A 24,011-nucleotide genomic window follows, 5' to 3' on the forward strand; every position below is an offset into this window, starting at 1 on the left:
CCGCTGCGATCGCTTGTTCCAAAGATTTAGCCGCCTCGGGAAAATCCTCGATCTTGCCATAGGTTTCGGCAATAGTTGTCAAAACCTCAGCTTTGAAATATGAATCGCTAATAGATTCGACAATTGCTGATGTTTGTTGCAAATTTCCATTTTTCAGAAAAGCTATTGCTGCTTTCGCTCTATACTCATAGCTTACTCGCTCACTTAAATCTGGAAGTTCCCATCGCACCTGCTGAATTTGCCCCTGCGGACTATACCACCAACCCAACCCCACCAAACCAAACACCAAAACCATCCCAACAGCTACCAACTGCTTATACAACCTTCGCCAACTGCGCTGTAAAAGTTTTTCCTTATTCTTATGATTCGCTCCCCAAACCAGAAAAGGTTTTTGCTGCCGAATTAACCCTAATTCCCGCCAATTAAACAGATAACGAGAACTCCGCCGATTCCCCAACCATTCATTAACCCTGCGATCTAGCAATTGATTAGCCTTGTCCGCACTAGTCAACTCTTTCCCTGCCACTTCCCGCAAAGCAGGAATCAATCTTTCATGAGCCAACTCATAAAGCTCAGTCCCATCCTGTTGGACAGGAGTCAACAAACGCACCCCAGGATTCGCCAACCACTGCGTCGCTTCCCTAATCTCACTCGCGGTTAAAGTTCCCTGCATTTTCTGCTGAAGATCTTCAATCGTCAAAGCACCAACCCGCACATTGCGATCCAAATCAGTCATTGCGAACAAAACCTTAATCGCTGCTTGTTTCTGAACCTCTGTAACCCTTGCTTCCAGAGTTCTATTTAGAAACCGTGTCATCAAACCCTCAATCCCACCAATCTTCTGAAAAGCATTCCGACTAAAAGCTTGCAATTCCTTGCTATCTTGTCCCTCAATTGTCCAAGCCAAAACCTGTAAATCCACAGGAGAAATCAAACCATCTTCCCGACTAGCTAATTCTTCTGCCGTTAACTGACGCACAAAACCTTCATCAAATTTCAGTTCTTCTGCCAAGGCAATAACTTGCAGAACTTTAGTCGCTTCTTCTGGCGTAAATCTCTCTAACCTAAACACTTCCTGGGGACTGAGGGAATAACCCAAAGCTTTCTGTATTTCTATCAGTCTGTCTGCCAAATCTCCCCGAATCGAAATCAAAATCTTAATCGGTAAAGGATTCGACGCGAGATACCAATCCTTTAAGCCATTGATAAAAGGCTTGCGATCAGATTTTTGCTTGCAATGGACAAAAAATTGCTCAAATTGATCAAATATTAAAATTAAAGACTTATCTGTCGCAGCAACTGCTAAAGAGAAAATCTCTAACAAATTCTGCTGATCATTTGCTGTTTCCGAGATCTTCAACTCTTTAACTAAAGTCTGATAAACCGTCTCAAAAGGATCGCGATTACTGAAGCGAATATAAATCCCTTGAGCAGAAATTTCTTCTCTGGCTAATTGCGGTAAGATCCCCGCCTGCAAAAAAGAACTTTTCCCCACCCCAGATTCCCCCATCAGAATCCCAAAACGAAAACTATTACTCGTCAGCGATTCCAAACATTCGCGTAAATCTTTCTCCCGCTGCAATTGAGCAAATATTTCCGCATCATCCTCACCAAAAGCTCTTAATCCTTTTATTGCCTTACGTTCAGTGAAATCAGGAAGAGCAGGTGGTTTCTTTTGAATCTTTCTGATAGCAATTACTAAAGCAGTTACAAAAATAGCTAATGCCACAAACCAAAAAATTGCTGGATATTGTTTGGGAAATTCAATATCAAATGTTGATTTTAAACCTTGAGCGGCAATTCCTCCAGGAAAAAAGAATAAAATCCAAATTGCTTCAAAGAGTAGCAACAAAGAAAACAAATTCTTAGTGACGATTAACTTTGCTATCTCTTCAACAAAAGATTCCATGCTCTTCCTGAGCTGGTTGACATTATCTAAATGATTCATCGGTTTGCCTGATTCAAATTACCTTGCCGAAACAAAATAATCTAAGGGAAAATACTTAATTACTACATCATCTAAAAAGCGCCAGCTCAAGTCAACTGCACGAACGGCGCAACAAAAGACAGAACACCCAAGCTATAAGGTATGAAGTTTAATTGAAAAGTTTTGTTACGACAATAAACAGAGAAAATTCACAAAATGTTTTACTCTACTCTTAATCTCACCCAAAATAATCACTTTCCATAATTTGCTGCACTTCGACAAAATTATCTTCGGGAATATCAAAATCAAAAGACATAGTAGAGATGGCATCTTGATATAAATCTGAATATTCAGCTTTTAAATAATTACTGAGACTAGGATTTTTCTTGAGTATTCGGTTGATACGGTTACGAAAATTAGTAACCTCTTGCATCCAACCCCTCCGACATTTTTCTCTCTCGGAATCCCAGTACTTTAACTTTAGGATATGCTCGATTAATCGCTGCATATAGCTATCAAGAGAACGTTTTTCAGACTTCCCCATGTCATCAATTTCGTCCAGCAAATTATCCCAATCCATACCCTCAAAATCTCTATTTTGAATAGCTTCTTTGATTTGCTCAACCCATAGATTAAAGTCTGATTCGTGTAATTGTTTTAAATTACTATCCATGACCATCTCTCGTTTCACCCACGTCATTGAGACTCATTACTTATTACTTAGGCAGTTCCAGGAAAACGTCTGTATTTGAGCATAAATCCCAGTACCATAACCAAAATAATAACGACTGCACCAATACCAATAGGACTGGGTAACCAAAATACAGCCTCGATATGATTCAATTCCCCAGCTTTTAATTGCCAAGTTAGACCCTGATCTGTCACTAAAGCAAGGGGCTCAAGATTATTGGGAGCGTCAATATTATTGGCGATCCAAGGGGTGTTTAAATCAAATTTCAAATCAAGTAGAGAATTGGGAGCAATAGAAATTTTGTCTTGATGTGCCAATAAATTTATAGCCCGTAAATCAATAGTGATATCAAGATGATTGCGCTCGGCGAAGAGTAAATTATTCTGTTGCAAAGAAACCTTAGATCCTAATTTGACCAACTCGGCTTCTTCTCCGACAATCACCGCAGAAGTGTCAGGAACATTCGAGTTAAACAACTGATTAAACTTACTTGATAATTCTTGGCCATTAGTGAAAGGAACAATTAGAACCACCTCCTCAGAGCTCAACTTCTTAACTTTGCCCTGTAACTTACGCGATCGCGATTCGAGACTTTTGAGCCATGCGATCGCCTCGGACTTGCCTAGGTTAGAAAATTGCTCCCCAATCTTAATATGTTGAACTAATGTGCCACTGTAGGGACTATCAAAGTTCAGCCCCACATCATAACGGACACAACCAGTAAGTAAAGTTACGAGACAGAAAAGCAACGGCAACAAAAATCGGCGAGCATTGGCTAAATTTTGCACTGATTTTCTCAATCCTGATGGCTCACTCATTAACCTGCTCCTGATCTTACTGATTGCTTGCTGCCAAAACAATAATATTCTCTCTGACAAATTTAAACAAGAAATAGAGTCAAACGAAGGCAGAAGGAGGAAGGCAGAGGGCAGAAGGTTTGTTTGCTTGAAAGAGGCTTGAACCTCTCCCAAACCTTGTTCGTCCTGAAGGGCGAGGCTTGTATCCCAAAGGGAGAAGTTAGAATTATTCCCTCTGCCATCTGCCCTCTGCCATCTGCCCTCATCTTACTTACATTCTCTCCAAAACAGGAATTCCCAATAAAGATAAACCAAGCTTGAGAGTTCTGGCGGTCAAATCTGCCAAAATTAAACGAGAAGTTCTTTGGGGTTCGGCGGCATTTAAAATCCCACAGCGATCGTAAAACTGATTGAATTTTTGACTAAGTTCAAAAAGATATTGGCACAGACGATTAGGCAACAATTCCTGTTCCACTTCTTGAAGCACCTCTGATAGTTGCAAAATATGTTTCGCTAAAATCAATTCTGCTTCTTCACTCAAAACTATCTCAGCTGATTCTAGCTTAGTAAAATCAATATTTCCCTTGCGACTAATTCCTTGAGGTCTCACATAGGCATACAACAAATAGGGTGCAGTATTACCCTTGAGAGCGAGCATTTTTTGAAAGCTAAATTTATAATCAGTCGTTCTATTTTGACTAAGATCAGCATATTTAACCGCACTAATACCGACAATTTGCGCAACGCGATCAATAAATTCGGTAGTTTCTGATCTTTCTTCTTCCTCTAATCTAGCTTCGATATCCTGACGGGCTTGGACGATCGCTTCATCCAATAGAGATTTTAGTTTAATAGTCTCTCCAGAACGGGTTTTCAGTCTTTTGCCATCTTCCCCTAAGACCAAACCAAAGGGAACATGAATTGCTTCGACATTCTCAGGCAATAATCCTGATTTTTTAGCAACTTGAAACACCCCCGCAAAATGATTACCTTGTCCCGAATCCGTCACATAAATAATCTTGTCAGCATGGTCTTCTGCTACTCGATAGTTAATTGCTGCTAAGTCTGTAGTTGCATAATTAAAGCCACCATCAGTTTTTTGGACAATTAAAGGCAAAGGATCGCCGTCTTTATTAGTAAAGCCTTCGAGAAAAACACATTTGGCTCCTGCATCTTCTTCCAGTAAACCTTGCTCGTCTAGTTTGGCAAGGACATCAGGTAAAAAAGGATTATAAAAGGATTCGCCTCTTTCGGTGAGATTAATATCTAATAAATCGTAAATTACCTGAAATTCTCGACGGGATTGCTCGCAAAGTAGACCCCAAGCATGACGACTATCTTCGGCTCCTGCCTGCAAATTTACAACTTCATTTCTGGCAGTTTCTTTAAATTCAACATCTTCATCAAAACGGATTTTTGCCTTTTTATACAGAGAAACCAAATCTCCAATGTCTAAGGCATCGGCTGTGGTTAAAGCTTCGGGATAAGCTTCTCGCAAATAGGCAATCAACATACCAAATTGGGTTCCCCAGTCACCAATATGATTGAGACGCAACACATCATAACCACGAAATTCGAGAATACGAGCGATACAATCACCAATAATCGTCGATCGCAAATGTCCCACATGCATTTCTTTGGCAATATTGGGACTGGAAAAATCGACTACGATCTTGCTTGCTGGTTCTACTTTTTCAATTCCTAAATTGCGATCACCTTGAATTTCAGTAAGTAGTCCTGCTAGGTATGTAGGTTTAACAGTAAAGTTAATAAACCCAGGCCCTGCAATTTCAGGGGTTTCCCAGGTGTCATTTGCGGGAAGATTGGCTATGATTTTTTCTGCGATCGCCCTAGGGGATTGTTTTAGCTTTTTTGGTAGGGATAAAGCTACATTAGACTGATAATCACCAAATTTAGGATTGTTAGTTGCGGCTACCAAAGGATCTGTCGCTGCCAACTCATCACCAAAAGCAGCGACTAAAGCATCTTTAACCGCAATTTCAAATAATTCGCGTAGGGATTTCATAGTGATAAATTATAGAAACTTATTTTAATAATTAAAGTCTTGTACAGACATAGAACCTTAATTTATCATCAATTATGACGAAGTCTTTATTTACTTTCACCCTAGGAATTGGCTATTTAATACTCGCTACATTTGCCTCCTTAGCAGAAACCTCATCTGCTGTAACTCAAGAATATCCAGAAGAATATAGTCAAAATTATCACCAAGAATGTAAAGCTACTGCGATCGCAGAAGGGTTGCCAGATATTGAAGCGGAGACTTTATGTAACTGTACTCTCAGAGAATTTCAACAAAAATATACTATCGATGAATTTAAAGATCTCAACAAGCGATCAGAAACTGATACTGCTGCCTCGGATGCTTTGATTGAAGTTGGAGAATTATGCTTTGAAGAGATTTTATTTGAATAGAAGATGAAAATTCAGGTTCAAGTTAAGCCCAATTTTAAAAAGCAAAGTATTAAAGAGGATTCTGATGGATTTTTAGTGATAAGGCTCAAGTCGCCGCCTGTAGATGACAAAGCGAATAAGGAGTTGATCGCTATTTCGGCTAAAAAATATCAAGCTTCTAAGTCTCAGATTATAATTTTGTCGGGAACTACGAATAAGCATAAAGTAATTGAAATTAATAAAATGAGGCAATGGAACTAAAAAAATATAGTGATGTGATCGAGTACTTGAGAAAGAAAAAAAGACCGACTCATTTACTTTTAGGAAATGGATTTAGCATGGCTTACGACTCAGAGATTTTCTCTTATAACGCGCTTCATCGCTTTATTGATAAGTTAGATAATGAGCTTCTTACAAGACTCTTTGAAATTGTAAACACGAAAAATTTTGAGTTGGTTCTACAGCAGTTAGAAAACTTTTGTGAGTTAATTGATGCATTTGGAACAGACCCAACACTGAAGGATAAAGTACAGGTAGCTAGCAAAACACTTAAAGAGAGTCTTATCGAAGCAATAGAAGAACTACATCCTGAGCACGTATTCAAAATTCCACAAGAAAAAAGTCAAGCTTGTTCAAAATTCTTAAGTCAATATTTATCTAATGATGGGCACATTTTTACAACTAACTATGATGTTTTGCTTTATTGGGTATTAATGAGAAATAGTCTGGCAAGTCATATCGATGGTTTTGGCAGAGATGTTGAATATTCAGATAATTTTGATCCAGACGACGAACCCGAAGCTTCTGAACTTCGCTGGGGCAGAAACAAAAGTAAACAAAACGTTCATTATATGCATGGTGCATTACATATTTTTGATACAGGAGTAGAAATAATCAAGGAAGAATATGATTGCGAAAACTACATAATGGATAAAATTAAGAAGAGACTGTTAAGAAAGCAATATCCTGTTTTTGTAACAGCAGGAACTAGCAGCCAGAAATTAGAACATGTAATGCATAACAGATATCTTAGTGAATGCTATGAATCACTTTGTAATATAAGTGGCTCATTGGTTGTGTTTGGTTTTGGTTTCGGTGAATATGACGAACACATCATAGAGGCAATCAATAAAGCATCTAGATTGAAAAAAGACAGAAAATTTAAAGACAAGTTGTGGAGTATCTATATTGGAGTCAATTCTTCAAGAAGCCAAAATCACATAGAAAAAATATCAGATAAGTTTGAATGTAAAGTCAATATATTTGATGCAAAAACTGCCCGAGTGTGGGGATAAAAACAGTGATCACATGGTCTTAATGAATTAGCGACCGTGATAAAAACTTAATCTGAACTTAATTAAATGTTAAATTAAGTATATGAATTTTGAGTGGGATGAAGAAAAAAACGCGATTAATCTTGCCAAGCATGGTTTTGACTTTGCTGATGCGTCAAAAATCTTTGATTTTCCAATGGTTGTGGATCTGGATCTCCGAGAAAACTATGGTGAGGACAGATGGATTGGCATTGGTTTACTCAATGGAAGAGTTGTTGTAATTGTTTACACTGAGATAAACGAGCAATTAATCCGAATCATTTCACTAAGAAAAGCACTATCTCATGAAAGAAAACGATATGAAAAATACATCAAAAACAGATTGGGCTAGAATCGACGCCATGACTGATGAGGAAATTGATACATCCGATGTTCCTCCCCTAACGGATGAATTTTTTTCTAAGGCAAAACTTCGTCTTCCTAACCCATCAAATACAACTGTTTCTGTTGAAGTAGATACCGAGACTTTGGAATGGTTTCGAAAACAAGGAGAATCAGCTAGTCAACAGATGAGTGCGGCATTAAAAATTTATGCAGCAGCACATAAATATTCAGGTTAAAACCTAAGTCTATGGAATCAGCGCCAACTGAAAAACCAACAATTTTTCGCACAGAGCGAGAGCTAGCGATCGTAAAAGTCAGCACAGCATCCGAATCAATTCGCAGTTCCGAGTTTGTTTTGTCTGGACTGAAAATGATCCAACTGATGTTGAAATTGTTGATTATCACTAAAATAAGCATTATGAATCGTCCAATTAATCGTATGCGTCCAGTTCACCCAGGAGAGATTCTTCGTGAGGATTTTCTGAGTCCTATGAATATGAGTGTTAATGCCTTAGCACTAGCTCTGAATGTTCCTGCTACTCGTATTCACGAAATTGTCAAAGAGCGTCGTTCAATTACTGCTGATACGGCGGAGCGTCTAGCTCGCTACTTTGGCGGTGATGCAGTATCTTGGCTCAACCTTCAGGCTATTTATGATCTCAAAACACTTACAACGCGCGATGAAATTATGAGGCGGGTTGAACCACGTACCAAAGAATCTATAGCCTAAGTGCGATCTTATTTATTCTTCCTTTATCTATCTTCCAAAAGAATAAAGTGATGGACTTAATCTTGTTGAAGGCGGCGATGCTGCTCAACAAGTGCAGAAAACTGCTCAGCATTTACCTCTTCATAGACTTGCTCTTGAGGCTGAGCATCAACACGATCCATTAATCCCTGAAATGCTGTTTTGTCATTTCGATGCTCTAGAACATATTTTTTTAGTTCTCCCATTGTCATCGTTTGAAAGTCAGACTTCATCGATAAACCTCCAATTTCCATTAGGATAGATTTAAATCAAAATTTCTCCTCCTGCAAGAATAATTGTATTTCCAGTTCTTTCATCTAGTCCAATTGAAAAGAGTTCGTGAAGCTGCGGACAGAAAGGACGATGACTTATACAATAGGAAGTTGCTTATTGCTCTTTGAATATTTATCTGTTATATAGTTCTTCATCCATGACCGTAAAGCAACCTAATCTATCTACTCAATACAACCCCAAATCAACAGAAGCTAAATGGCAGGAATTTTGGGAGTCGCAAGAAATATTCAAAGCTGATCCTAATCATGATGGGGAACCCTATTGTATCGTCATCCCACCTCCCAACGTTACAGGGAGCTTGCATATGGGACATGCTTTCGAAGCATCTTTGATCGATACTTTGACTCGTTACCATAGAATGCTGGGGCGGAATGCTTTATGGCTGCCAGGAACAGATCACGCAAGTATTGGAGTAAGCACTGTATTAGACAAAAATTTACGGGCAGAAGGCAAAACCCGTCAAGATTTGAGCAGAGAAGAATATTTAAAGCGAGCGTGGCAGTGGAAAGAGGAATCGGGCGGTAAAATTGTCAATCAACTCAGAAAAATTGGGGTTTCTGTTGATTGGACAAGAGAAAGATTTACCATGGACGAGGGGCTATCCAAAGCTGTTAAAACTGCATTTATCCATCTCTACGAAGCAGGATTAATCTATCGTGGTAACTATTTGGTAAATTGGTGCCCTGCTTCTAAATCAGCAATTTCCGATGTAGAGATTGAAAACCAAGAAGTGGCTGGACATCTCTGGCATTTTCGCTACCCTTTAACCGATGGCAGTGGTTATGTAGAAGTAGCAACAACTCGCCCCGAAACAATGTTGGGAGATACCGGAGTTGCCGTTAACCCAGCAGACGATCGCTACAAAGATTTAATTGGTCAAACTCTTACTTTGCCAATCATCGGTCGAGAAATTCCGATTGTTGCCGATGAATTAGTTGATCTCGAATTTGGAACAGGTTGTGTGAAAGTGACTCCTGCCCATGATCCCAATGATTTTGAAATGGGACAACGCCATAATTTACCCATGATCAATATCATGAACAAAGATGGCACCCTCAATGAAAATGCAGCAGAGTTTGTGGGGCAAGATCGCTTCGTTGCCAGGAAAAATGTCGTGGCGAAACTAGATGAGCTGGGGGTTTTAGTAAAAATCGAAGAATATAGTCATAGTGTGCCCTTCAGCGATCGCGGAAAAGTCCCGGTAGAACCACTCCTCTCTACCCAATGGTTTGTCAAAATGGAATCTTTGAGCAGTAAAGCCTTAGATTTCCTGGATAATAAGCAGGAGCCTCGCTATATTCCTGAACGCTGGCAGAAAGTGTATCGGGATTGGTTAGTAAAAATCAAAGATTGGTGTATTTCCCGTCAGCTATGGTGGGGACATCAAATTCCTGCTTGGTATATTGTCTCGGAAACTAAGGGAGACATTACTGACAATACGCCTTTTGTCGTTGCCCATAGTGAAGAGGAAGCCCAAGAAAAAGCGATCGCCGAATACGGCGCAGATATTACCCTAAAACAAGATCCCGATGTTCTTGATACCTGGTTTTCCTCGGGTTTATGGCCGTTTTCTACTATGGGATGGCCTGATGACACTGCGGATCTTGCAACCTATTACCCCACTACAACCTTGGTCACCGGGTTTGATATTATTTTCTTCTGGGTGGCTCGCATGACAATGATGGCGGGATATTTTACCGATCAGATGCCGTTTCAGGATGTTTATATTCATGGTTTGGTCTTGGATGAAAAAGGCCAAAAGATGTCCAAATCCAAAGGCAATGGCATTGATCCTTTGTTAATGATTGATAAATATGGTGCTGATGCCTTGCGCTTTACTTTAATTAAAAAAGTAGCTGGTGCAGGACAAAATATCAGTTTTGATTATGATCGCAAAAAAGAGGAATCCTCTTCAGTAGAAGCTTCCCGTAACTTTGCCAACAAAATCTGGAATGCGGCGCGTTTTGTCATGATGAACCTCGATGACAAAACCCCCCAGGACTTCCCTGCTATAGATGCGCCTGAGTTGGCAGCAGATTTTGAATTATGCGATCGCTGGATTCTGTCTCGTTTTAATCAAACTGTGCAACAAACTAGAGCTAATATCGAAAATTATGCTTTAGGAGAAGCCGCCAACGGCCTGTATGAGTTTATCTGGGGAGATTTCTGTGATTGGTATATTGAACTGATCAAATCTCGTCTCTGGCAGGACGCAACATCCAAAGAACGTTTAGCCGCCCAATCAACGCTCGCCCATATCCTAGACGGTACTTTAAAGTTACTGCATCCTTTGATGCCTCACATTACCGAGGAAATTTGGCAAACTTTAACCCAATCAGAAGGCACCAAAACCTTAGCTATCCAGTCTTATCCTGAGATCTCTCCTGAGTTGCTGCAACCGCAACTAGAAAAAAGCTTTGAGCTACTTTTTGGGGTAATTCGCACCATTCGCAATCTCAGAGCCGAAGCGTCAATTAAACCAGGGGCAAAAATCAGCGTCATTCTCCAAACAGAAAGCACAGAAGAAATTGCAAGCTTACAACCCGTAACGAATTACATTAAAGGTATTGCCAAACTAGAGCAACTTACGATTACAAATAGTCTAGAAGAAGATCCTGGACAAGTAATTGTAGGGATCTTTGGCACAATTCAAGTAATTGTTCCCTTGTCTGGAATGGTTGACATTCCTGCTTTGCGTAGTAAATTGGAGAAAAATCTAGCAAAAGTGGAAAAAGATCTTAAATCCTTGTCAGGTCGTCTAAATAACCCAGGCTTTGTTAATAAGGCGCCAACAGAAGTTATTCAAGCTGCAAAGGATGCTCTGGCTGAAGCTGAAAAACAAGCAGAAATTTTACGCGATCGCCTAGATCGTCTCCAGTAATCCACTCTTCATGACCAATACTTAAAGGTCGATGGCCTTTTTTCCCCTTGAATTATCTACCGCTCAAATCTCGCCCACTCAATTCGCTGATGCTATACCTAGCACAAGTTCAAAAAAACCCGATTTCTCAACAAATAGAACTACAAACCTTGGCTTGTCAAACCACAGAAACAGTTTGGGAAGTTGATAAGTCTGATGTTTTTCCTTTAGCTAAAGATAGTTCTCTTGGGGAAGGAGTTTTGGTCTTAGTCGAGAGAGAATCTAATGGTGAAATAATTAGTATCCAAGAAGCCAAAGAATGGTTATTGGGCTTATTGCAACAATATTTGACCAAAAATGCGATTAATCCTCAATTTGTTGAATCCGAGCAGAATAAAATTGAGCAGTGGCGTCAGGAAATTACTTCGCAAAATCTAGAATTAAATCGCCGTTTTTTAGAAATAGAAACTCGTCGTGAGGAGTTACAGCAATTGGAGCAGTCTTTGAAACAGGAAAAGGAACATCTAGAAGAATTGGCAAAAAAATTGCAGCAATGATCTAAGGGGAAAAGGTTTTAGGTTTTAGGTTTTAGGTTTTAGGTGTTGGGGAAATCCCAAAAAACCATAACTCTCTAGATTTATCCTTCTTGCCCTACGGGCGCAGCCGCCTTGTTAAACAACGTGAATTCGATGAGTACAAAATTTACTAGTTCTGAATAGGGACTTAGGGATTTGGGGATTTGGGGAAAAGCCTATTACTTCGTGGTTCAACTTGGGAAATTTAATCAAAAGGAAAATTCGTCGAACTGACGTTAAACAACATTAAGATTCTTTACCTGATAAATACAGTTATGTTTTGCGGGCTGCCGTTGAACTATTATTGACAATTGGAATAAGAAAATATAATCAGTAATATAAAAACTGATAATAGAATTTTTCAGACGTGATTGCTTGCTATAAGGAGAAATCTTATGAAATTAGCTTATTGGATGTATGCGGGGCCTGCCCACATCGGAACGCTGCGAATTGCTAGTTCTTTTAAAAATGTTCATGCTATTATGCATGCTCCCTTGGGAGATGATTATTTTAATGTCATGCGCTCTATGTTGGAGCGGGAACGAGATTTTACTCCGGTTACAGCCAGTGTTGTCGATCGCAAAGTATTAGCTCGTGGCTCTCAGGAAAAAGTAATTGATAATATCACCCGCAAGGATCAAGAAGAAAATCCTGATCTGATTGTGCTTACCCCCACCTGCACTTCAAGTATTTTGCAGGAAGATTTACAGAATTTCGTGGATCGTGCTCAACTGGAGTCTAAAGGAGATGTTCTTCTAGCTGATGTGAATCATTATCGAGTTAATGAATTGCAAGCTGGCGATCGCACTTTAAGTCAAATCGTCGAGTTCTACATTAACAAGGCTCGGAAAAAAGGAGAATTACCCCAGGGTAAAACTGAAAAACCCTCGGTCAATATTATTGGGATTTCGACTCTTGGTTTTCATAATAACCACGACTGCACCGAACTCAAACGCCTAATGGCTGATTTGGGCATCGAGGTTAATGCGGTGATTCCTGATAAAGCATCAGTCCATGATCTTAAAAATTTATCTCGTGCTTGGTTTAATTTAGTTCCCTATCGGGAATTAGGGCCGATGACGGCGGAATATTTGGCTAAAGAATTTGAGATGCCCTATGTCGATATTACGCCTATGGGAGTTGTGGAAACTGCTCGTTGTATTCGTAAGATTCAGGAAGTACTCAACGCTCAAGGTGCCAATGTTGATTACGAAGATTACATCGAGAACCAAACCCTCCATGTTTCTCAAGCTGCTTGGTTCTCTCGTTCTATTGACTGCCAAAACCTCACTGGTAAAAAAGCTGTCGTCTTCGGAGATAGCACTCATGCGGCGGCAATGACGAAAATTTTGGCGCGGGAAATGGGAATCCATGTTGTCCTAGCCGGAACCTATTGTAAATACGATAAAGATTGGTTTAGAGAACAGGTTGGCGAATATTGTGACGAGATTTTGGTAAGTGAAGATCACGGGGAAATTGGCGATGCGATCGCAAGAATTGAACCTGCTGCTATTTTCGGTACGCAAATGGAACGTCATGTGGGAAAACGTCTTGATATTCCTTGTGGGGTAATCGCAGCACCAATTCATATTCAAGATTTTCCTGTAGGCTACAAACCTTTCTTGGGTTATGAGGGCACCAATCAAATGGCAGATCTGGTCTACAATTCCTTTACTTTGGGTATGGAAGATCATCTGTTGGAAATCTTCGGTGGTCATGATACCAAGGAAGTTATTACCAAAGGAATTTCTGCTGGTTCTGATTTGAATTGGACAAAAGAAGCTCAAACTGAATTAAATAAAGTTCCTGGTTTTGTGCGCGGCAAAGTGAAACGCAATACGGAAAAATTTGCCCGAGAAAGAGAGTTTAGTGAAATTTCTCTTGAGGTGATGTATGCAGCGAAAGAAGCTGTTGGAGCATAAGTAATAAGTAATAAGTAATAAGTAATAAGTCTTTATTTATTGCTCATTTATTTGACTTGTTTCCCTTTGAATTTAGTTTTATGGTCTAAAAAGCGATCGCAGTTCTGGCAATGGAATTTTGCGATCGCTTTTTCTCTGAAATGTAAAAAGAATAGATCCAAATTATATTGGTCCAATATAGAGTTGCTCTGCCATTTTCCTTCGCTTAGCAACTTTCAGTTTTTTTTTAGGTTTACCTATGGGTAAATAAAAGAATCTTGTTTAGAATTGGCTTGGAAAACACCATGCCCTTTGAGGTCTAAATCTCATCCCTTCGTTCCTCGATAAAATCCACCAGCTCCTATGTTATACCAAGAAAACTCTATAGATACAGTAAATATAGAAGGGAAAGATCCCAATTTTGCCCGACAAGAAATAGTATCTAATTCGATTAACTTGACCTCCGATATTCAAAAACAGTTAGATTCTTTCAAGGATTATATTTTAGAAAGCAAAAAAATTCCTTTGACAGACTTTATCGTTATTGACAAAGGTTTAGTTTTAGAAAATATTGAACAATTAAAAGCCAATTTACCTTCTGCACTGGCGATCGCGAATGAAGTTCTCCAGCAAAAACAAGAAATCATTGACAAAGCGGAAGATTATGCCCGCAAAAGCCTGCTTTCAGCAGAGCAAAAAGCCGAAAAAATATTGCAAGATTCTGTTATCATACGCCAAGCGGAGCTAAGAGCAGCCCAGATACAACAAAATGCCGAGGAAGAATGTGCACAACTATTACAAACCACCCAAGAGGAAATAGAAAGGCTGCGGGAGTTAACAGCGATCGAATACGAAGAGATTCAAAAAGGTGCTGATACCTACGCCACAAATGTCTTGAGTGACTTGGAAGGGCAACTTGTACAAATGTTGGAAGTAACTCGTAATGGTCGTCAACAACTAGATCCGCTGCGCCAAAGTAATGAGTAATTAGAGTAATAAGTAAAATGAGCAACAAAAAAGTGATTCGTACCGACAAAGCACCTGCTCCTGTGGGTCCTTATAATCAAGCTATCTCGGCTTCAGGAAATATGATTTTTCTAGCAGGTCAGATCGCTCTTGATCCGCAAACGGGCGAGATTGTCGGCGCATCAGATGTGGCTCAACAAACCGAACAGGTAATGAAAAATATTGCTGCGGTTTTAACTGAGGCTGGGGCTGATTGGTCGAACGTGGTTAAAACTAGTGTTTTCCTTGCCGATTTAGGCGATTTTGCCACAGTCAACCAAATTTATGGTAAGTACTTTGATGAAGCTACAGCTCCGGCTCGCGCTTGTGTGGAAGTTTCTCGTTTACCTAAAGATGTTCTAGTCGAAATAGAATGTATTGCTGTTATTGATTGATTAAAGTAAAAGGGAACTTTCTCCAAGGGCGAAACCCAAGTTATGCAGCGTTAGACTTACTCTTAGGTAATGATACCGAACGAGCCATTTCCCGGAATTTATTTAAACTTGCTCCTGGGCGACGATTAGGATTTGGTTTAGGAATCAAATAATTATTAGCAAAAGTGTTTTCGTCAGTTTCACTTTGGTTACTATTCTTCTGGTAAACAGCATTAATAATTAATTGCTCCACATTATCAACTGCTCTATAGACTTTTGCTGTCGAAGCGACTGAAGTAGCTTGGGAATTGATTGGTTCTTCTTGCCCTTTGCTGTCCAATTTTGTCTTCGGAGCTGACCCAGTTACGACAACAGCTTCATTATTTACATCTGTGCTTGATTGATCATCGTCGATTTCCAGAAAAAATCCCTCAGATTTTTTTCCCCAAGGCAGTAGATTTTTGACGAAAGAAACTATGTTCTTGACGAAAGAAATTATTTTATTAAACATTTTTTGGCTTTTAAATAAATTGATTACGATAAGGTGGAAGACTTTGTAACAAGACTCTAAGGTTGTGAAATACAAGTTCAGACAATCATCTATCTTCAGTTGATTACACAAGTCATGAATGCACGAAATATATTTTATCTTCTACCACTAAAATCTAATTCTTAGAGACAAAAATTAATTTTCGCAACAAAAGTTAACAAAATCCAGATTAAATATAAATCAAGGAAAATGGCCTGAGCAGTTGTCGTGACCCTTAATATTTAAAAAAGTTTTTATAAGTTAAAGTTCAGTAATAAGCCTTTAAGCTTAACTAATCTTCATAAAAATCAATCAATTTTCATTTTCTTGGGGAATCATTGCACATTGTTTGCACAGACAATTTGATTCAATGGTTTCAGTCTCAAAACCACCGAATTTTCTAACTTTAGGAAATTTTTCAGTGTTGAAGATTAATTTTTAAAATCAGTACAAATTGTTGACTGTTTTTTCATCTAAAATTGTAAGTCAGCAATTTTAGGGTTCAGTTTTCCCAATCGGATTTTTTTACAAATCAATATTCAGGAGAATAGTTTATGTTGGATGCTTTTACGAAAGTGGTTTCCCAGGCCGATAACCGTGGTCAGTTAGTGAGCGATACGCAAATTGATGGACTCTTGGCTATGGTAAAAGAAGGTGCCAAACGCACTGATGCGGTGAATCGGATTACTAGTAATTCCTCCGCGATCGTCACTAATGCAGCACGAGCATTGTTTGAAGAACAACCTCAATTGATTGCTCCTGGGGGTAATGCTTACACCAGTCGCCGGGTTTCTGCTTGTCTGCGGGATATGGACATTGTTTTGCGCTATGTCACTTATGCCGTATTCCTAGGCGATGCTAGTGTGATGGAAGATCGTTGCTTGAACGGTCTTAGAGAGACCTATGTGGCTTTGGGGGTTCCCACTTCTTCTATGGCGACTAGCATTCTGAAAATGAAAGAAGCGGCTATTTCGGTAGCAAATGATCGCAACAATATCACCCCAGGTGACTGTAGTGCTTTGATGGCTGAAATAGCAAGCTATTTTGACAGAGCAGCAGCGGCTGTAAGCTGACATTTGATTAATTCACCTACAATTCACCTAAAAAAGTTTCTATTCATTTAAAAATATTCCGGAGATATTATCCTGATGAAGACACAATTAACTGAAGCAGTCGCAACTGCTGATTCCCAAGGACGTTATTTAGGCAACGTTGAGCTGCAAGTTGCATTTGGTCGCCTGCGTTTGGCTACTGCGGATCTGCAAGCCGCAAAGGCCTTGTCGGCTAAGGCTGAACAATTAGCTCAAGGTGCGGCGAATGCCGTCTATCAAGCATTTCCCTACACACTTACCATGAAAGGCAATAACTATGCTTCTGATGACCGTGGTAAAGCTAAATGTGTGAGGGATATTAGCTACTATATTAGAATTATTCAATACTGTCTGATCGCGGGAGGAACTGGGCCAGCTGACGATTACCTACTAGCAGGCTTGACTGAAATGCACAACAGTTTTGAGTTGGTTCCTAGCTGGTATGCTGAAGCGCTTAAGTATATAAAAGCCAACCATGGAGTGACCGGAGACCCAGGGCTCGAGCTCAATTCTTACATAGACTACATTATCAACGCACTCTAAAGGAGAAACTAAGTGGCAATCACAACAGCAGCATCTCGATTGGGAGTATCTGCCCTTAGCGATCGCAAGCCCCTTGAATTACGTCCCAACTGGACTCAAGATGATGTGAAATCAGTGATTTATGCTGTTTACCGACAGATTTTCGGCAATGATTATATTATGTTGTCGGAACGGCTAACAGCAACTGAGTCTTTGCTGTGTAATGGTTCGATTACGGTGCGAGATTTTGTGCGAGCAGTGGCCAAGTCAGAACTGTACAAGCGAAAATTTTTACACGATAACTTTCAAACCAGGGTAATTGAGTTAAATTTTAAGCATTTGCTAGGTCGTGCGCCCTATGATGAGTCTGAGGTTATTTATCATCTCGATCTCTATCAGAATCAGGGGTTTGAAGCTGATATCGACGATTACATAGATTCGGCAGAATACGAAGCGAATTTTGGGGAAAATATCGTTCCCTACTACAGAGGTTTTAGCACCCAAGTCCAGCAAAAGACCGTTGGCTTTCCCCGTATGTTCCAACTATATCGTGGTTATGCAAACAGCGATCGCGCTCAAGCAGCGGGAAAATTATCCCGCCTGGCTAAAGATTTAGCTGCCAATCGTGCTTCGGCAATAGTTGGGCCTTCGGGTAAAGCAGAAGGATTTGCTTTTCTTCCTGCTCAAAAAGGCGATGCTTCGGTTAGTTCTTTTGGTGGCTCCAAGGCTTTTGGTTCGGGTCGGCTGTTTCGAGTTGAAGTAGCAGGCATAGGCAAACCTGGTTACCCCAAAGTTCGCAGAGTCAATAAAGCCGTGATTATTCCTTACGAAGAACTTAGCTCTCATATGAAAAGAGTGCAGCGTCAAGGCGGAAAGATTGCAAGCATTGTCCCAGTTTAGTTCTTAGTCAAGAGGCTAAGACAAAAACTTTACCTAAAACCTGATCTATATTTTTTGGAGGAATCTATACAATGAGTATTGTCACGAAGTCCATCGTGAATGCTGACGCCGAGGCTCGTTACCTGAGCCCGGGTGAACTAGAAAGAATCAAAGGCTTTATTTCTTCTGGTGGTAGTCGTTTACGTATTGCTCAAGTACTTACCGAATCTCGTGAGCGCATTATAAAAGAAGCGGGAGACGCTCTGTTCAAAAGTCGTCCTGATGTGGTCGCTCCTGGGGGCAATGCCTATGGCGAAGAAATGACTGCAACTTGTTTGAGAGACTTAGATTACTATTTAAGACTAGTAACCTACGGAATAGTAGCTGGTGATGTTGCCCCGATTGAAGAAATTGGCCTAGTTGGCGTTAAAGAAATGTACAAGTCTCTGGGCACTCCGATTGAGGCCGTAGCTCAGGGTATTCGTGAGATGAAGAATATAGCTTTTTCTTTAATGTCTGGGGAAGATGCTGGGGAAGCTGCTTCCTACTTCGACTATGTTGTTGGAGGTCTACTCTAACAAAGAGAGCTAAGAACATTTATCTAGAAAAGTCTTATTTTGCCCTAAGACTACTAGAACGTTATTCAGACCAGATAGGACTAATAAAAAAACTATGCAAGACGCAATCACTTCTATTATCAACTCAGCTGACGTCCAGGGTCAGTATTTAGGAGCGCCCGCTTTGGATACGCTCAAGGCTTATTTCCAAACTGGGGAGCTCAGAGTTCGTGCAACTAATACGATTAGTGCCAACGCTGCGGCGATCGTCAAAGACGCGGTGGCCAAATCCTTGTTATATACTGACACGACTCGTCCTGGTGGTAACATGTATACCACTCGTCGCTATGCAGCATGTATCCGTGACCTAGACTATTATCTGCGCTATGCAACCTATGCCATGCTCGCTGGAGATCCTTCCATTCTGGACGAGCGCGTTCTAAATGGCTTAAAAGAAACTTATAGCTCATTAGGGGTTCCCGCAGGGACAACTGTACAAGCTATCCAAGCGATGAAAGAAGTTACTACTGGTTTAGTTGGTGATGCGGCAGGCAAAGAAATAGGAGTGTATCTTGACTATATCTGCTCTGGCTTAAGCTAAAACCGTCGAATTCCTTTTAAGTCGAAATTGCCAGACTTTTTCTGGGACAAAAATTTTAAGATTTTAAAAGGAATTTTTGGCAAATTGTATTGATATCTATGTGAAGCTTTATTTAAGACTGGAGGTTTATATAAACGTGGCTACCCCTTTACTTGCTTATGTTCCTTCCTGCTCCAACCAGCGCGTAGATGCTCTGGGTGCTCGGGATGACGAAGCTATTATTTATTCAACTGATGATCTGTTTTCTCCCACCGAGATGGGTAATCTCATTGATGCTGCCTATCGTCAGATATTTTTTAGGGCATTTGAGTGGGATCGCGAAGTTTTCTTGGAATCCCAACTGCGAAACCGACAAATTACAGTACGTGATTTCATTCGTGGCCTCTTACTTTCAAATACTTTTATTGATAGTTTTTACAATAAAAACAATAATTACCGCTTTGTGGAACATTGTGTACAAAAAGTTTTGGGACGTAAAGTTTATAGTAATTCGGAGAAAATTTCTTGGTCGGCAGTAGTCATGACTCAAGGAGTCAAAGGGTTTGTTGATCAGCTCCTCGATAGTGATGAATATATCGAAAATTTTGGGGAGAATACTGTTCCCTATCATCGCCGTCGGATTCTCCCAAGTCGGGCCATGGGAGAGACTCCCTTCAACATTACTTCTCCTCGTTATGATGCCTACCATCGCGATCAATTAGGCTTTCCTAAAGGGATTTGGCAAGAGGCTGTTCGCAACTTTATTCCCTACGATAAAAAGCCCAAAACCGGCGATCCTCGTTTGTTCCTCAAAATGGCGAAAAGTCTGAACTCTAAAGTTACAAATAAGTAAGCTGTAATTAATATTATGAACAGTACTTTAATTGATACAACCATTGACAGAATATCAGGATCAACTATCGGATTAGATGAAGATCACAGCCCTGTAGAACTATTTTTGCCTACTTCGTCAGCGGAAATAGCAATAGTAATTCGTGCTATTTATCGTCAGATATTAGGTAATGCCTATATTATGGAAAGCGAACGTTTAACCGTTGCAGAATCTCTATTACAAGGAGGAGAGATCAGCGTCAGGGAATTTGTCCGTTGGCTAGCCAAATCAGAGCTATATAAATCTCGGTTTATCAACAATTGTCCACGCTATCGTTCTCATGAATTAAACTTTAAACATCTTCTCGGACGTGCTCCCGATGGATATAGCGAAACTCTTTTCCACAGTCAAATATTAGATAGTCAAGGTTACGAAGCTGATATTGATTCTTATATTGATAGTGATGAGTATCAAAATGTTTTTGGGGAGAATATAGTTCCTTATTATCGGGGTCATAAAACCCAAACAGGGAAGAAATTATTGGGATATACCAATATGTTTAAAATGTTGGACAGCGTCTCAACAAGTGACAAAGCAGGAAAAACGGGTAATGCTCCTAGGCTGACTGCTCCAATTATTTATAATAATCCCAACGGTAATGTTCCTCTGACGGATATTAAAGAACTTCTCCAAAGAGTTCTCAAAACTCAAACTCGTTCTAAATTCAACAAAACTCAGTCTATTTCTGCTGTCCCACAGCCAAAATCAGAATCAGCGCAACTAGACTCAGAAATAGCTAAACTGGAAACTCAACTAGCAGAACTACAATCCTTGGCTTCTATTGGTTCTGCCGGGATTAGTCAATGGCAATCTTACTATATTGACATTACTGATGTTAAGAGCACTAACTCATCCTACGATAGTTTAAACTTTAGGAATCGGACTAATAGTTCTCAAGATAAACAAAAACAGATTGCGGCTCTCAAACAACAAGTGGCTCAAGCTCAAAGCTTAGCAGCTCTAGGGAAAGCACGTCTTAATAAATGGCGTGATCGTGTTTTTACCAAATAGACTCGCCGGATGACGGTGCTAAAAAGCAATATATAAAACAACTTTTGATTTATTTTAGATAAACAACCGTAACGCCAGAGCCTCCTTCTTTTTGAGGTGCCAGCTCGTACTTTGCCACTTGGGGATGACGTTGCAGAAATTCATGAACTCCTTGGCGCAAACGGCCTGTTCCCTTACCGTGAATAATCCAAAGTATTCCTGATTCTGTAGCTTGCGCGATCGCAGATTCAATATCCACTTCCGAATTAGCAACTCTACTTCCCCGAATATCTAAGGTATTTTGGGATGTGCGAACTGTTACGGGTGTTTGTTTTGTAGTAGTCGCAGTGGGAGTTTTCTTCTTAGTTGTAGTTTTCTCCTTAGCGGCTGGTTCGACTTTTTTGCCGTCTAGAGATTCAATTTCGGTTACCCCAACGGTCATTTTCATTAAACCGAAACGGACAGTCAATTGGGAGTTTTCCTCAATGCTCAAAACTTCCCCTGTTTGATTGAGACGGGGTATTCTAACTTTTTCTCCTACTTGGGGATGATAGCCAGGTTTAGGCGCTTTTGGCTTAGCAATAGCTTGTTTACTAGCAATTTTATTCAGAGCTTCTGTTGCTTGCTGGGCTTTTTGGGCAGTTTGATTCCCTTGTTGCAAACGACGAATCACTTGAGCGATTTCTGCTTTAGCCTCAGCGATCGCTTTCTGGACTGCTTTTTCTTGAGATAGTTTTAATTCTTGTTCTCTAGCTTGCAGGGATTCCGCTCTTTGTGAAACTTCTTCGTAGAAAAGTTCAGTTTGACTTAATAGTTTTCCTGCTTCCTCGGCTTTGCTTTCTTGTTCTCGCCGTTGATTTTCCAAGGCAGCAATCACTTGGTTAACATCATCGGTTTTACCAATACCCACTAAGTTTTGCGCATCGGTGACAATCTCAGAATCCAAGCCTAGACGTTGGGCAATGGTGAGAGCATTGGAACGACCAGGAATCCCCCATAATAAGCGATAGGTGGGTTGTAAACTACTATCATCGAATTCTACCGAAGCATTTTCAAATCTCTCATCTTGGTACTTAAGGGCTTTTAGTTCGCCATAATGGGTTGTGGCAACTGTTAACAAGCTATGTTCTGCTAAATATTTTAGTAATGCGATCGCCAGGGCACTACCCTCAGCAGGATCTGTTCCTGCGCCCACCTCATCAAGCAGAACTAAAGAGTTAGAACAATTTGCCTTCAGTTCTTCTTGGGGCTTAAGCGCCTCAATAATGCGACTGATACGACGTATATGACCAGAAAAAGTTGATAAACTCTGTTGTAGAGATTGCTCATCACCAATATCGGCCAAAACAGTATTAAACCAAGGTATTTCTACAGGAACCTTAGCCGGGACAAAAATACCAGCTTTTGCCATCAAAGCTGCTAAGCCAATAGTTTTCAGGGTGACGGTTTTGCCTCCTGTATTGGGCCCTGTAATTGCGACAACACGAGTTTGAGGTTCGATTTTGACATCAATGGGAACCACCGCTGTGCCGGATTCGTGTTTTTGCTGCCAAACTAAAAGAGGATGCTGTAATCTGCGCAGAGTTACAGTTTCCGATCGCTCGATAAAACGTGGAGGATTAGCTTCTAACCACAGACTATAACGAGCTCTGGCTGTTGCTAAATCTAAGACAGTTGCGATCGCCAGCAATTCTTCTAAATCTTCTTGAACCTCCGTAATTTTCTCGGTTAACTCTCTTAAGACAATTTCTTCTTCTCTTTTTTGCTGTTTTTCTGCTTGTCGTAGAGCGTTACCCGCATTGACAACCGAGCTAGGCTCAATATATAGCGTTGAACCTGTACTGGAAACATCATGGACAATTCCAGGGATAGTTTCTTTTTGCCCTGGTTTAACGGGAATCACAAAGCGATCGCTTCTTTGAGTGATTACGGCTTCTTGTACCGAACCTAAATTACTTTGAATAATCCGTTGTAGGCTTTGGCGAATCTGTCGCCGCAAGCTTTTTACCTTGGCTCGGATACCCGCAATTCTCGGGTTTGCTCGATCTGTGATCTCTCCGCGATCGTCAATACAATGATGAATCTGTTGTTCAATTTCGGGATAGGTTCGGACGGGAAAAATTAATTCATTTAAGACTGGTAATTCTTCTGTTTTACTATCGATAATGCGGCGTAGATAGCGTATACCAGCTAAGGTTGTGGCAATATCTAAAAGTTCCTGCGCAGAAAGAATTCCTCCAATTTTTGTTCTTTCTAGAGCAACCCCAATATCTTTAACTCCTCGGAAAGTCCATCCTGAGTCCAATTCTTGTTCTAGATTATAGATTTCTGTGGTTTGAGCTAATAATTGTAAGCTGACTTCTTTGCTTTGGGGCAATTGTAAGTTTTGCGCTGCCACAGCACCGATTTTAGTTTCGGCAAAAGTAGCCAGATGTTCACACAAGCGATGCCATTCTAATAAATTTAAAGTTTCTGTCGTAATCAAAGTTTTACTGTTGGTTCTCTTGAGCGATCGTTTTTAGCATTTTCCTCTTATATAACAATTATTAAAGATTTTTGTAGTTATTGGTAGTTAGTTTGTTCAATCGAAGGCAAAGGGCAAGCAGGTACTAAGAGAGAGGGCAAAAGATTAGAAACTAAATTTAGTGATCTTGATCACAATGGTGAGATTCAGTATAATCTCATTAGTTACAAAAGTTAAGGATTTTTTATATAACTTATAGTTA

At 40.1% G+C, this 24,011-nt stretch carries 25 protein-coding genes; 18 read left to right on the forward strand and 7 right to left on the reverse strand.

Annotated elements, in window-relative coordinates; translation table 11 throughout:
• The 4 genes from XEN7305_RS26690 to argS all read right to left on the reverse strand — a co-directional run.
• On the reverse strand, positions 1–1,948 hold a 1,948-nt coding region (locus XEN7305_RS26690; protein WP_144053275.1), incomplete at its 3' end, for a hypothetical protein.
• A gap of 217 nt (positions 1,949–2,165) precedes the next feature.
• Positions 2,166–2,600, reverse strand: a complete 435-nt coding sequence (locus XEN7305_RS13875; RefSeq protein WP_040897859.1) for a DUF29 domain-containing protein — start codon at positions 2,598–2,600, stop codon at positions 2,166–2,168.
• A 47-nt stretch (positions 2,601–2,647) separates the two neighbouring features.
• On the reverse strand, positions 2,648–3,436 hold the full coding sequence (locus XEN7305_RS13880) for a DUF3153 domain-containing protein (RefSeq protein ID WP_006510082.1): 789 nt from the start codon (positions 3,434–3,436) through the stop codon (positions 2,648–2,650).
• Between the two features lie 250 nt (positions 3,437–3,686).
• On the reverse strand, positions 3,687–5,441 hold the full coding sequence (argS, locus tag XEN7305_RS13885) for an arginine--tRNA ligase (RefSeq protein WP_006510083.1): 1,755 nt from the start codon (positions 5,439–5,441) through the stop codon (positions 3,687–3,689).
• A 74-nt stretch (positions 5,442–5,515) separates the two neighbouring features.
• On the opposite strand from argS, the gene XEN7305_RS26695 reads away from it, so the two are divergent.
• From XEN7305_RS26695 to XEN7305_RS30135, 6 genes are all read left to right on the forward strand, one after another.
• Positions 5,516–5,851, forward strand: a complete 336-nt coding sequence (locus XEN7305_RS26695) for a hypothetical protein (protein ID WP_006510084.1) — start codon at positions 5,516–5,518, stop codon at positions 5,849–5,851.
• A gap of 3 nt (positions 5,852–5,854) precedes the next feature.
• Positions 5,855–6,091, forward strand: coding sequence for a DUF167 domain-containing protein (locus tag XEN7305_RS13895; RefSeq protein ID WP_006510085.1), 237 nt, complete (start codon positions 5,855–5,857; stop codon positions 6,089–6,091).
• On the forward strand, positions 6,082–7,125 hold the full coding sequence (locus XEN7305_RS13900) for a DUF4917 family protein (protein ID WP_006510086.1): 1,044 nt from the start codon (positions 6,082–6,084) through the stop codon (positions 7,123–7,125). The genes XEN7305_RS13895 and XEN7305_RS13900 overlap by 10 nt, the downstream gene beginning before the upstream one ends.
• An 82-nt stretch (positions 7,126–7,207) precedes the next feature.
• A complete protein-coding gene (locus tag XEN7305_RS13905) occupies positions 7,208–7,495 on the forward strand; it encodes a BrnT family toxin (protein WP_006510087.1) in 288 nt (95 codons plus the stop codon).
• Positions 7,449–7,724 carry a BrnA antitoxin family protein gene (locus tag XEN7305_RS13910; protein WP_006510088.1) on the forward strand — a complete coding sequence of 92 codons (276 nt, stop codon included), beginning with the start codon at positions 7,449–7,451 and terminating at the stop codon, positions 7,722–7,724. The genes XEN7305_RS13905 and XEN7305_RS13910 overlap by 47 nt, the downstream gene beginning before the upstream one ends.
• A 179-nt stretch (positions 7,725–7,903) precedes the next feature.
• Positions 7,904–8,218 (forward strand): HigA family addiction module antitoxin, encoded by a 315-nt coding sequence (locus XEN7305_RS30135; RefSeq protein ID WP_040897868.1) that lies wholly within the window; start codon positions 7,904–7,906, stop codon positions 8,216–8,218.
• A 56-nt stretch (positions 8,219–8,274) separates the two neighbouring features.
• Here the strand turns inward: XEN7305_RS30135 and XEN7305_RS13920 are convergent, their stop codons facing one another.
• Positions 8,275–8,469, reverse strand: coding sequence for a hypothetical protein (locus XEN7305_RS13920; RefSeq protein WP_040897870.1), 195 nt, complete (start codon positions 8,467–8,469; stop codon positions 8,275–8,277).
• Positions 8,470–8,666: 197 nt separating this feature from the next.
• Between XEN7305_RS13920 and XEN7305_RS13925 the strand changes: the two genes are divergently transcribed.
• The 5 genes from XEN7305_RS13925 (at position 8,667) to XEN7305_RS13945 (ending at position 15,266) form a co-directional block, all read left to right on the forward strand.
• Positions 8,667–11,411 (forward strand): valine--tRNA ligase, encoded by a 2,745-nt coding sequence (locus XEN7305_RS13925; RefSeq protein ID WP_006510091.1) that lies wholly within the window; start codon positions 8,667–8,669, stop codon positions 11,409–11,411.
• Positions 11,412–11,500: 89 nt separating this feature from the next.
• A complete protein-coding gene (locus tag XEN7305_RS13930; protein WP_006510092.1) occupies positions 11,501–11,947 on the forward strand; it encodes a hypothetical protein in 447 nt (148 codons plus the stop codon).
• Positions 11,948–12,360: 413 nt separating this feature from the next.
• Positions 12,361–13,887, forward strand: a complete 1,527-nt coding sequence (gene bchB / locus XEN7305_RS13935; protein WP_006510093.1) for a ferredoxin:protochlorophyllide reductase (ATP-dependent) subunit B — start codon at positions 12,361–12,363, stop codon at positions 13,885–13,887.
• Between the two features lie 342 nt (positions 13,888–14,229).
• The gene (locus tag XEN7305_RS13940; RefSeq protein WP_006510094.1) at positions 14,230–14,853 is read left to right on the forward strand and encodes a hypothetical protein; all 624 of its coding nucleotides are present in this window, start codon (positions 14,230–14,232) and stop codon (positions 14,851–14,853) included.
• A 17-nt stretch (positions 14,854–14,870) separates the two neighbouring features.
• Positions 14,871–15,266 (forward strand): RidA family protein, encoded by a 396-nt coding sequence (locus tag XEN7305_RS13945; protein WP_006510095.1) that lies wholly within the window; start codon positions 14,871–14,873, stop codon positions 15,264–15,266.
• A gap of 40 nt (positions 15,267–15,306) precedes the next feature.
• Here the strand turns inward: XEN7305_RS13945 and XEN7305_RS13950 are convergent, their stop codons facing one another.
• The gene (locus XEN7305_RS13950) at positions 15,307–15,756 is read right to left on the reverse strand and encodes a hypothetical protein (protein ID WP_006510096.1); all 450 of its coding nucleotides are present in this window, start codon (positions 15,754–15,756) and stop codon (positions 15,307–15,309) included.
• A 572-nt stretch (positions 15,757–16,328) separates the two neighbouring features.
• Between XEN7305_RS13950 and XEN7305_RS13955 the strand changes: the two genes are divergently transcribed.
• From XEN7305_RS13955 to XEN7305_RS13985, 7 genes are all read left to right on the forward strand, one after another.
• A complete protein-coding gene (locus tag XEN7305_RS13955; RefSeq protein WP_006510097.1) occupies positions 16,329–16,847 on the forward strand; it encodes a phycocyanin subunit beta in 519 nt (172 codons plus the stop codon).
• A gap of 75 nt (positions 16,848–16,922) precedes the next feature.
• Positions 16,923–17,408 carry a phycobilisome protein gene (locus XEN7305_RS13960; RefSeq protein ID WP_006510098.1) on the forward strand — a complete coding sequence of 162 codons (486 nt, stop codon included), beginning with the start codon at positions 16,923–16,925 and terminating at the stop codon, positions 17,406–17,408.
• Between the two features lie 12 nt (positions 17,409–17,420).
• Positions 17,421–18,287 carry a phycobilisome linker polypeptide gene (locus XEN7305_RS13965; RefSeq protein WP_006510099.1) on the forward strand — a complete coding sequence of 289 codons (867 nt, stop codon included), beginning with the start codon at positions 17,421–17,423 and terminating at the stop codon, positions 18,285–18,287.
• Between the two features lie 71 nt (positions 18,288–18,358).
• On the forward strand, positions 18,359–18,844 hold the full coding sequence (locus XEN7305_RS13970) for an allophycocyanin subunit alpha apoprotein (protein WP_006510100.1): 486 nt from the start codon (positions 18,359–18,361) through the stop codon (positions 18,842–18,844).
• 94 nt (positions 18,845–18,938) lie between these two features.
• On the forward strand, positions 18,939–19,424 hold the full coding sequence (gene apcB, locus XEN7305_RS13975) for an allophycocyanin subunit beta (protein WP_006510101.1): 486 nt from the start codon (positions 18,939–18,941) through the stop codon (positions 19,422–19,424).
• A 136-nt stretch (positions 19,425–19,560) separates the two neighbouring features.
• A complete protein-coding gene (locus tag XEN7305_RS13980) occupies positions 19,561–20,256 on the forward strand; it encodes a phycobilisome rod-core linker polypeptide (protein ID WP_006510102.1) in 696 nt (231 codons plus the stop codon).
• A 15-nt stretch (positions 20,257–20,271) separates the two neighbouring features.
• Positions 20,272–21,306, forward strand: a complete 1,035-nt coding sequence (locus XEN7305_RS13985; RefSeq protein WP_006510103.1) for a phycobilisome rod-core linker polypeptide — start codon at positions 20,272–20,274, stop codon at positions 21,304–21,306.
• A gap of 49 nt (positions 21,307–21,355) precedes the next feature.
• Here XEN7305_RS13985 and XEN7305_RS13990 read toward each other — a convergent pair whose 3' ends face one another.
• Positions 21,356–23,770, reverse strand: coding sequence for an endonuclease MutS2 (locus XEN7305_RS13990; RefSeq protein WP_006510104.1), 2,415 nt, complete (start codon positions 23,768–23,770; stop codon positions 21,356–21,358).
• Between the last annotated feature and the right edge of the window lie 241 nt (positions 23,771–24,011).

The sequence above is a fragment of the Xenococcus sp. PCC 7305 genome (assembly GCF_000332055.1).
Lineage (GTDB): Bacteria > Cyanobacteriota > Cyanobacteriia > Cyanobacteriales > Xenococcaceae > Xenococcus.

Excerpts from the sequence above, each read along its gene's own strand:
- XEN7305_RS13945 (WP_006510095.1), top strand. The coding sequence starts at position 14,871 with ATGAGCAACAAAAAAGTGATTCGTACCGACAAAGCACCTGCTCCTGTG.
- XEN7305_RS13955 (WP_006510097.1), top strand. The coding sequence starts at position 16,329 with ATGTTGGATGCTTTTACGAAAGTGGTTTCCCAGGCCGATAACCGTGGT.
- XEN7305_RS13940 (WP_006510094.1), top strand. The coding sequence starts at position 14,230 with ATGTTATACCAAGAAAACTCTATAGATACAGTAAATATAGAAGGGAAA.
- argS (WP_006510083.1), bottom strand. The coding sequence starts at position 5,441 with ATGAAATCCCTACGCGAATTATTTGAAATTGCGGTTAAAGATGCTTTA.
- apcB (WP_006510101.1), top strand. The coding sequence starts at position 18,939 with ATGCAAGACGCAATCACTTCTATTATCAACTCAGCTGACGTCCAGGGT.
- XEN7305_RS13960 (WP_006510098.1), top strand. The coding sequence starts at position 16,923 with ATGAAGACACAATTAACTGAAGCAGTCGCAACTGCTGATTCCCAAGGA.
- bchB (WP_006510093.1), top strand. The coding sequence starts at position 12,361 with ATGAAATTAGCTTATTGGATGTATGCGGGGCCTGCCCACATCGGAACG.
- XEN7305_RS13930 (WP_006510092.1), top strand. The coding sequence starts at position 11,501 with ATGCTATACCTAGCACAAGTTCAAAAAAACCCGATTTCTCAACAAATA.
- XEN7305_RS13920 (WP_040897870.1), bottom strand. The coding sequence starts at position 8,469 with ATGAAGTCTGACTTTCAAACGATGACAATGGGAGAACTAAAAAAATAT.
- XEN7305_RS26695 (WP_006510084.1), top strand. The coding sequence starts at position 5,516 with ATGACGAAGTCTTTATTTACTTTCACCCTAGGAATTGGCTATTTAATA.
- XEN7305_RS13895 (WP_006510085.1), top strand. The coding sequence starts at position 5,855 with ATGAAAATTCAGGTTCAAGTTAAGCCCAATTTTAAAAAGCAAAGTATT.
- XEN7305_RS13910 (WP_006510088.1), top strand. The coding sequence starts at position 7,449 with ATGAAAGAAAACGATATGAAAAATACATCAAAAACAGATTGGGCTAGA.
- XEN7305_RS13970 (WP_006510100.1), top strand. The coding sequence starts at position 18,359 with ATGAGTATTGTCACGAAGTCCATCGTGAATGCTGACGCCGAGGCTCGT.
- XEN7305_RS13925 (WP_006510091.1), top strand. The coding sequence starts at position 8,667 with ATGACCGTAAAGCAACCTAATCTATCTACTCAATACAACCCCAAATCA.
- XEN7305_RS13950 (WP_006510096.1), bottom strand. The coding sequence starts at position 15,756 with ATGTTTAATAAAATAATTTCTTTCGTCAAGAACATAGTTTCTTTCGTC.
- XEN7305_RS13880 (WP_006510082.1), bottom strand. The coding sequence starts at position 3,436 with ATGAGTGAGCCATCAGGATTGAGAAAATCAGTGCAAAATTTAGCCAAT.
- XEN7305_RS13900 (WP_006510086.1), top strand. The coding sequence starts at position 6,082 with ATGGAACTAAAAAAATATAGTGATGTGATCGAGTACTTGAGAAAGAAA.
- XEN7305_RS13905 (WP_006510087.1), top strand. The coding sequence starts at position 7,208 with ATGAATTTTGAGTGGGATGAAGAAAAAAACGCGATTAATCTTGCCAAG.
- XEN7305_RS13875 (WP_040897859.1), bottom strand. The coding sequence starts at position 2,600 with ATGGATAGTAATTTAAAACAATTACACGAATCAGACTTTAATCTATGG.
- XEN7305_RS13985 (WP_006510103.1), top strand. The coding sequence starts at position 20,272 with ATGAACAGTACTTTAATTGATACAACCATTGACAGAATATCAGGATCA.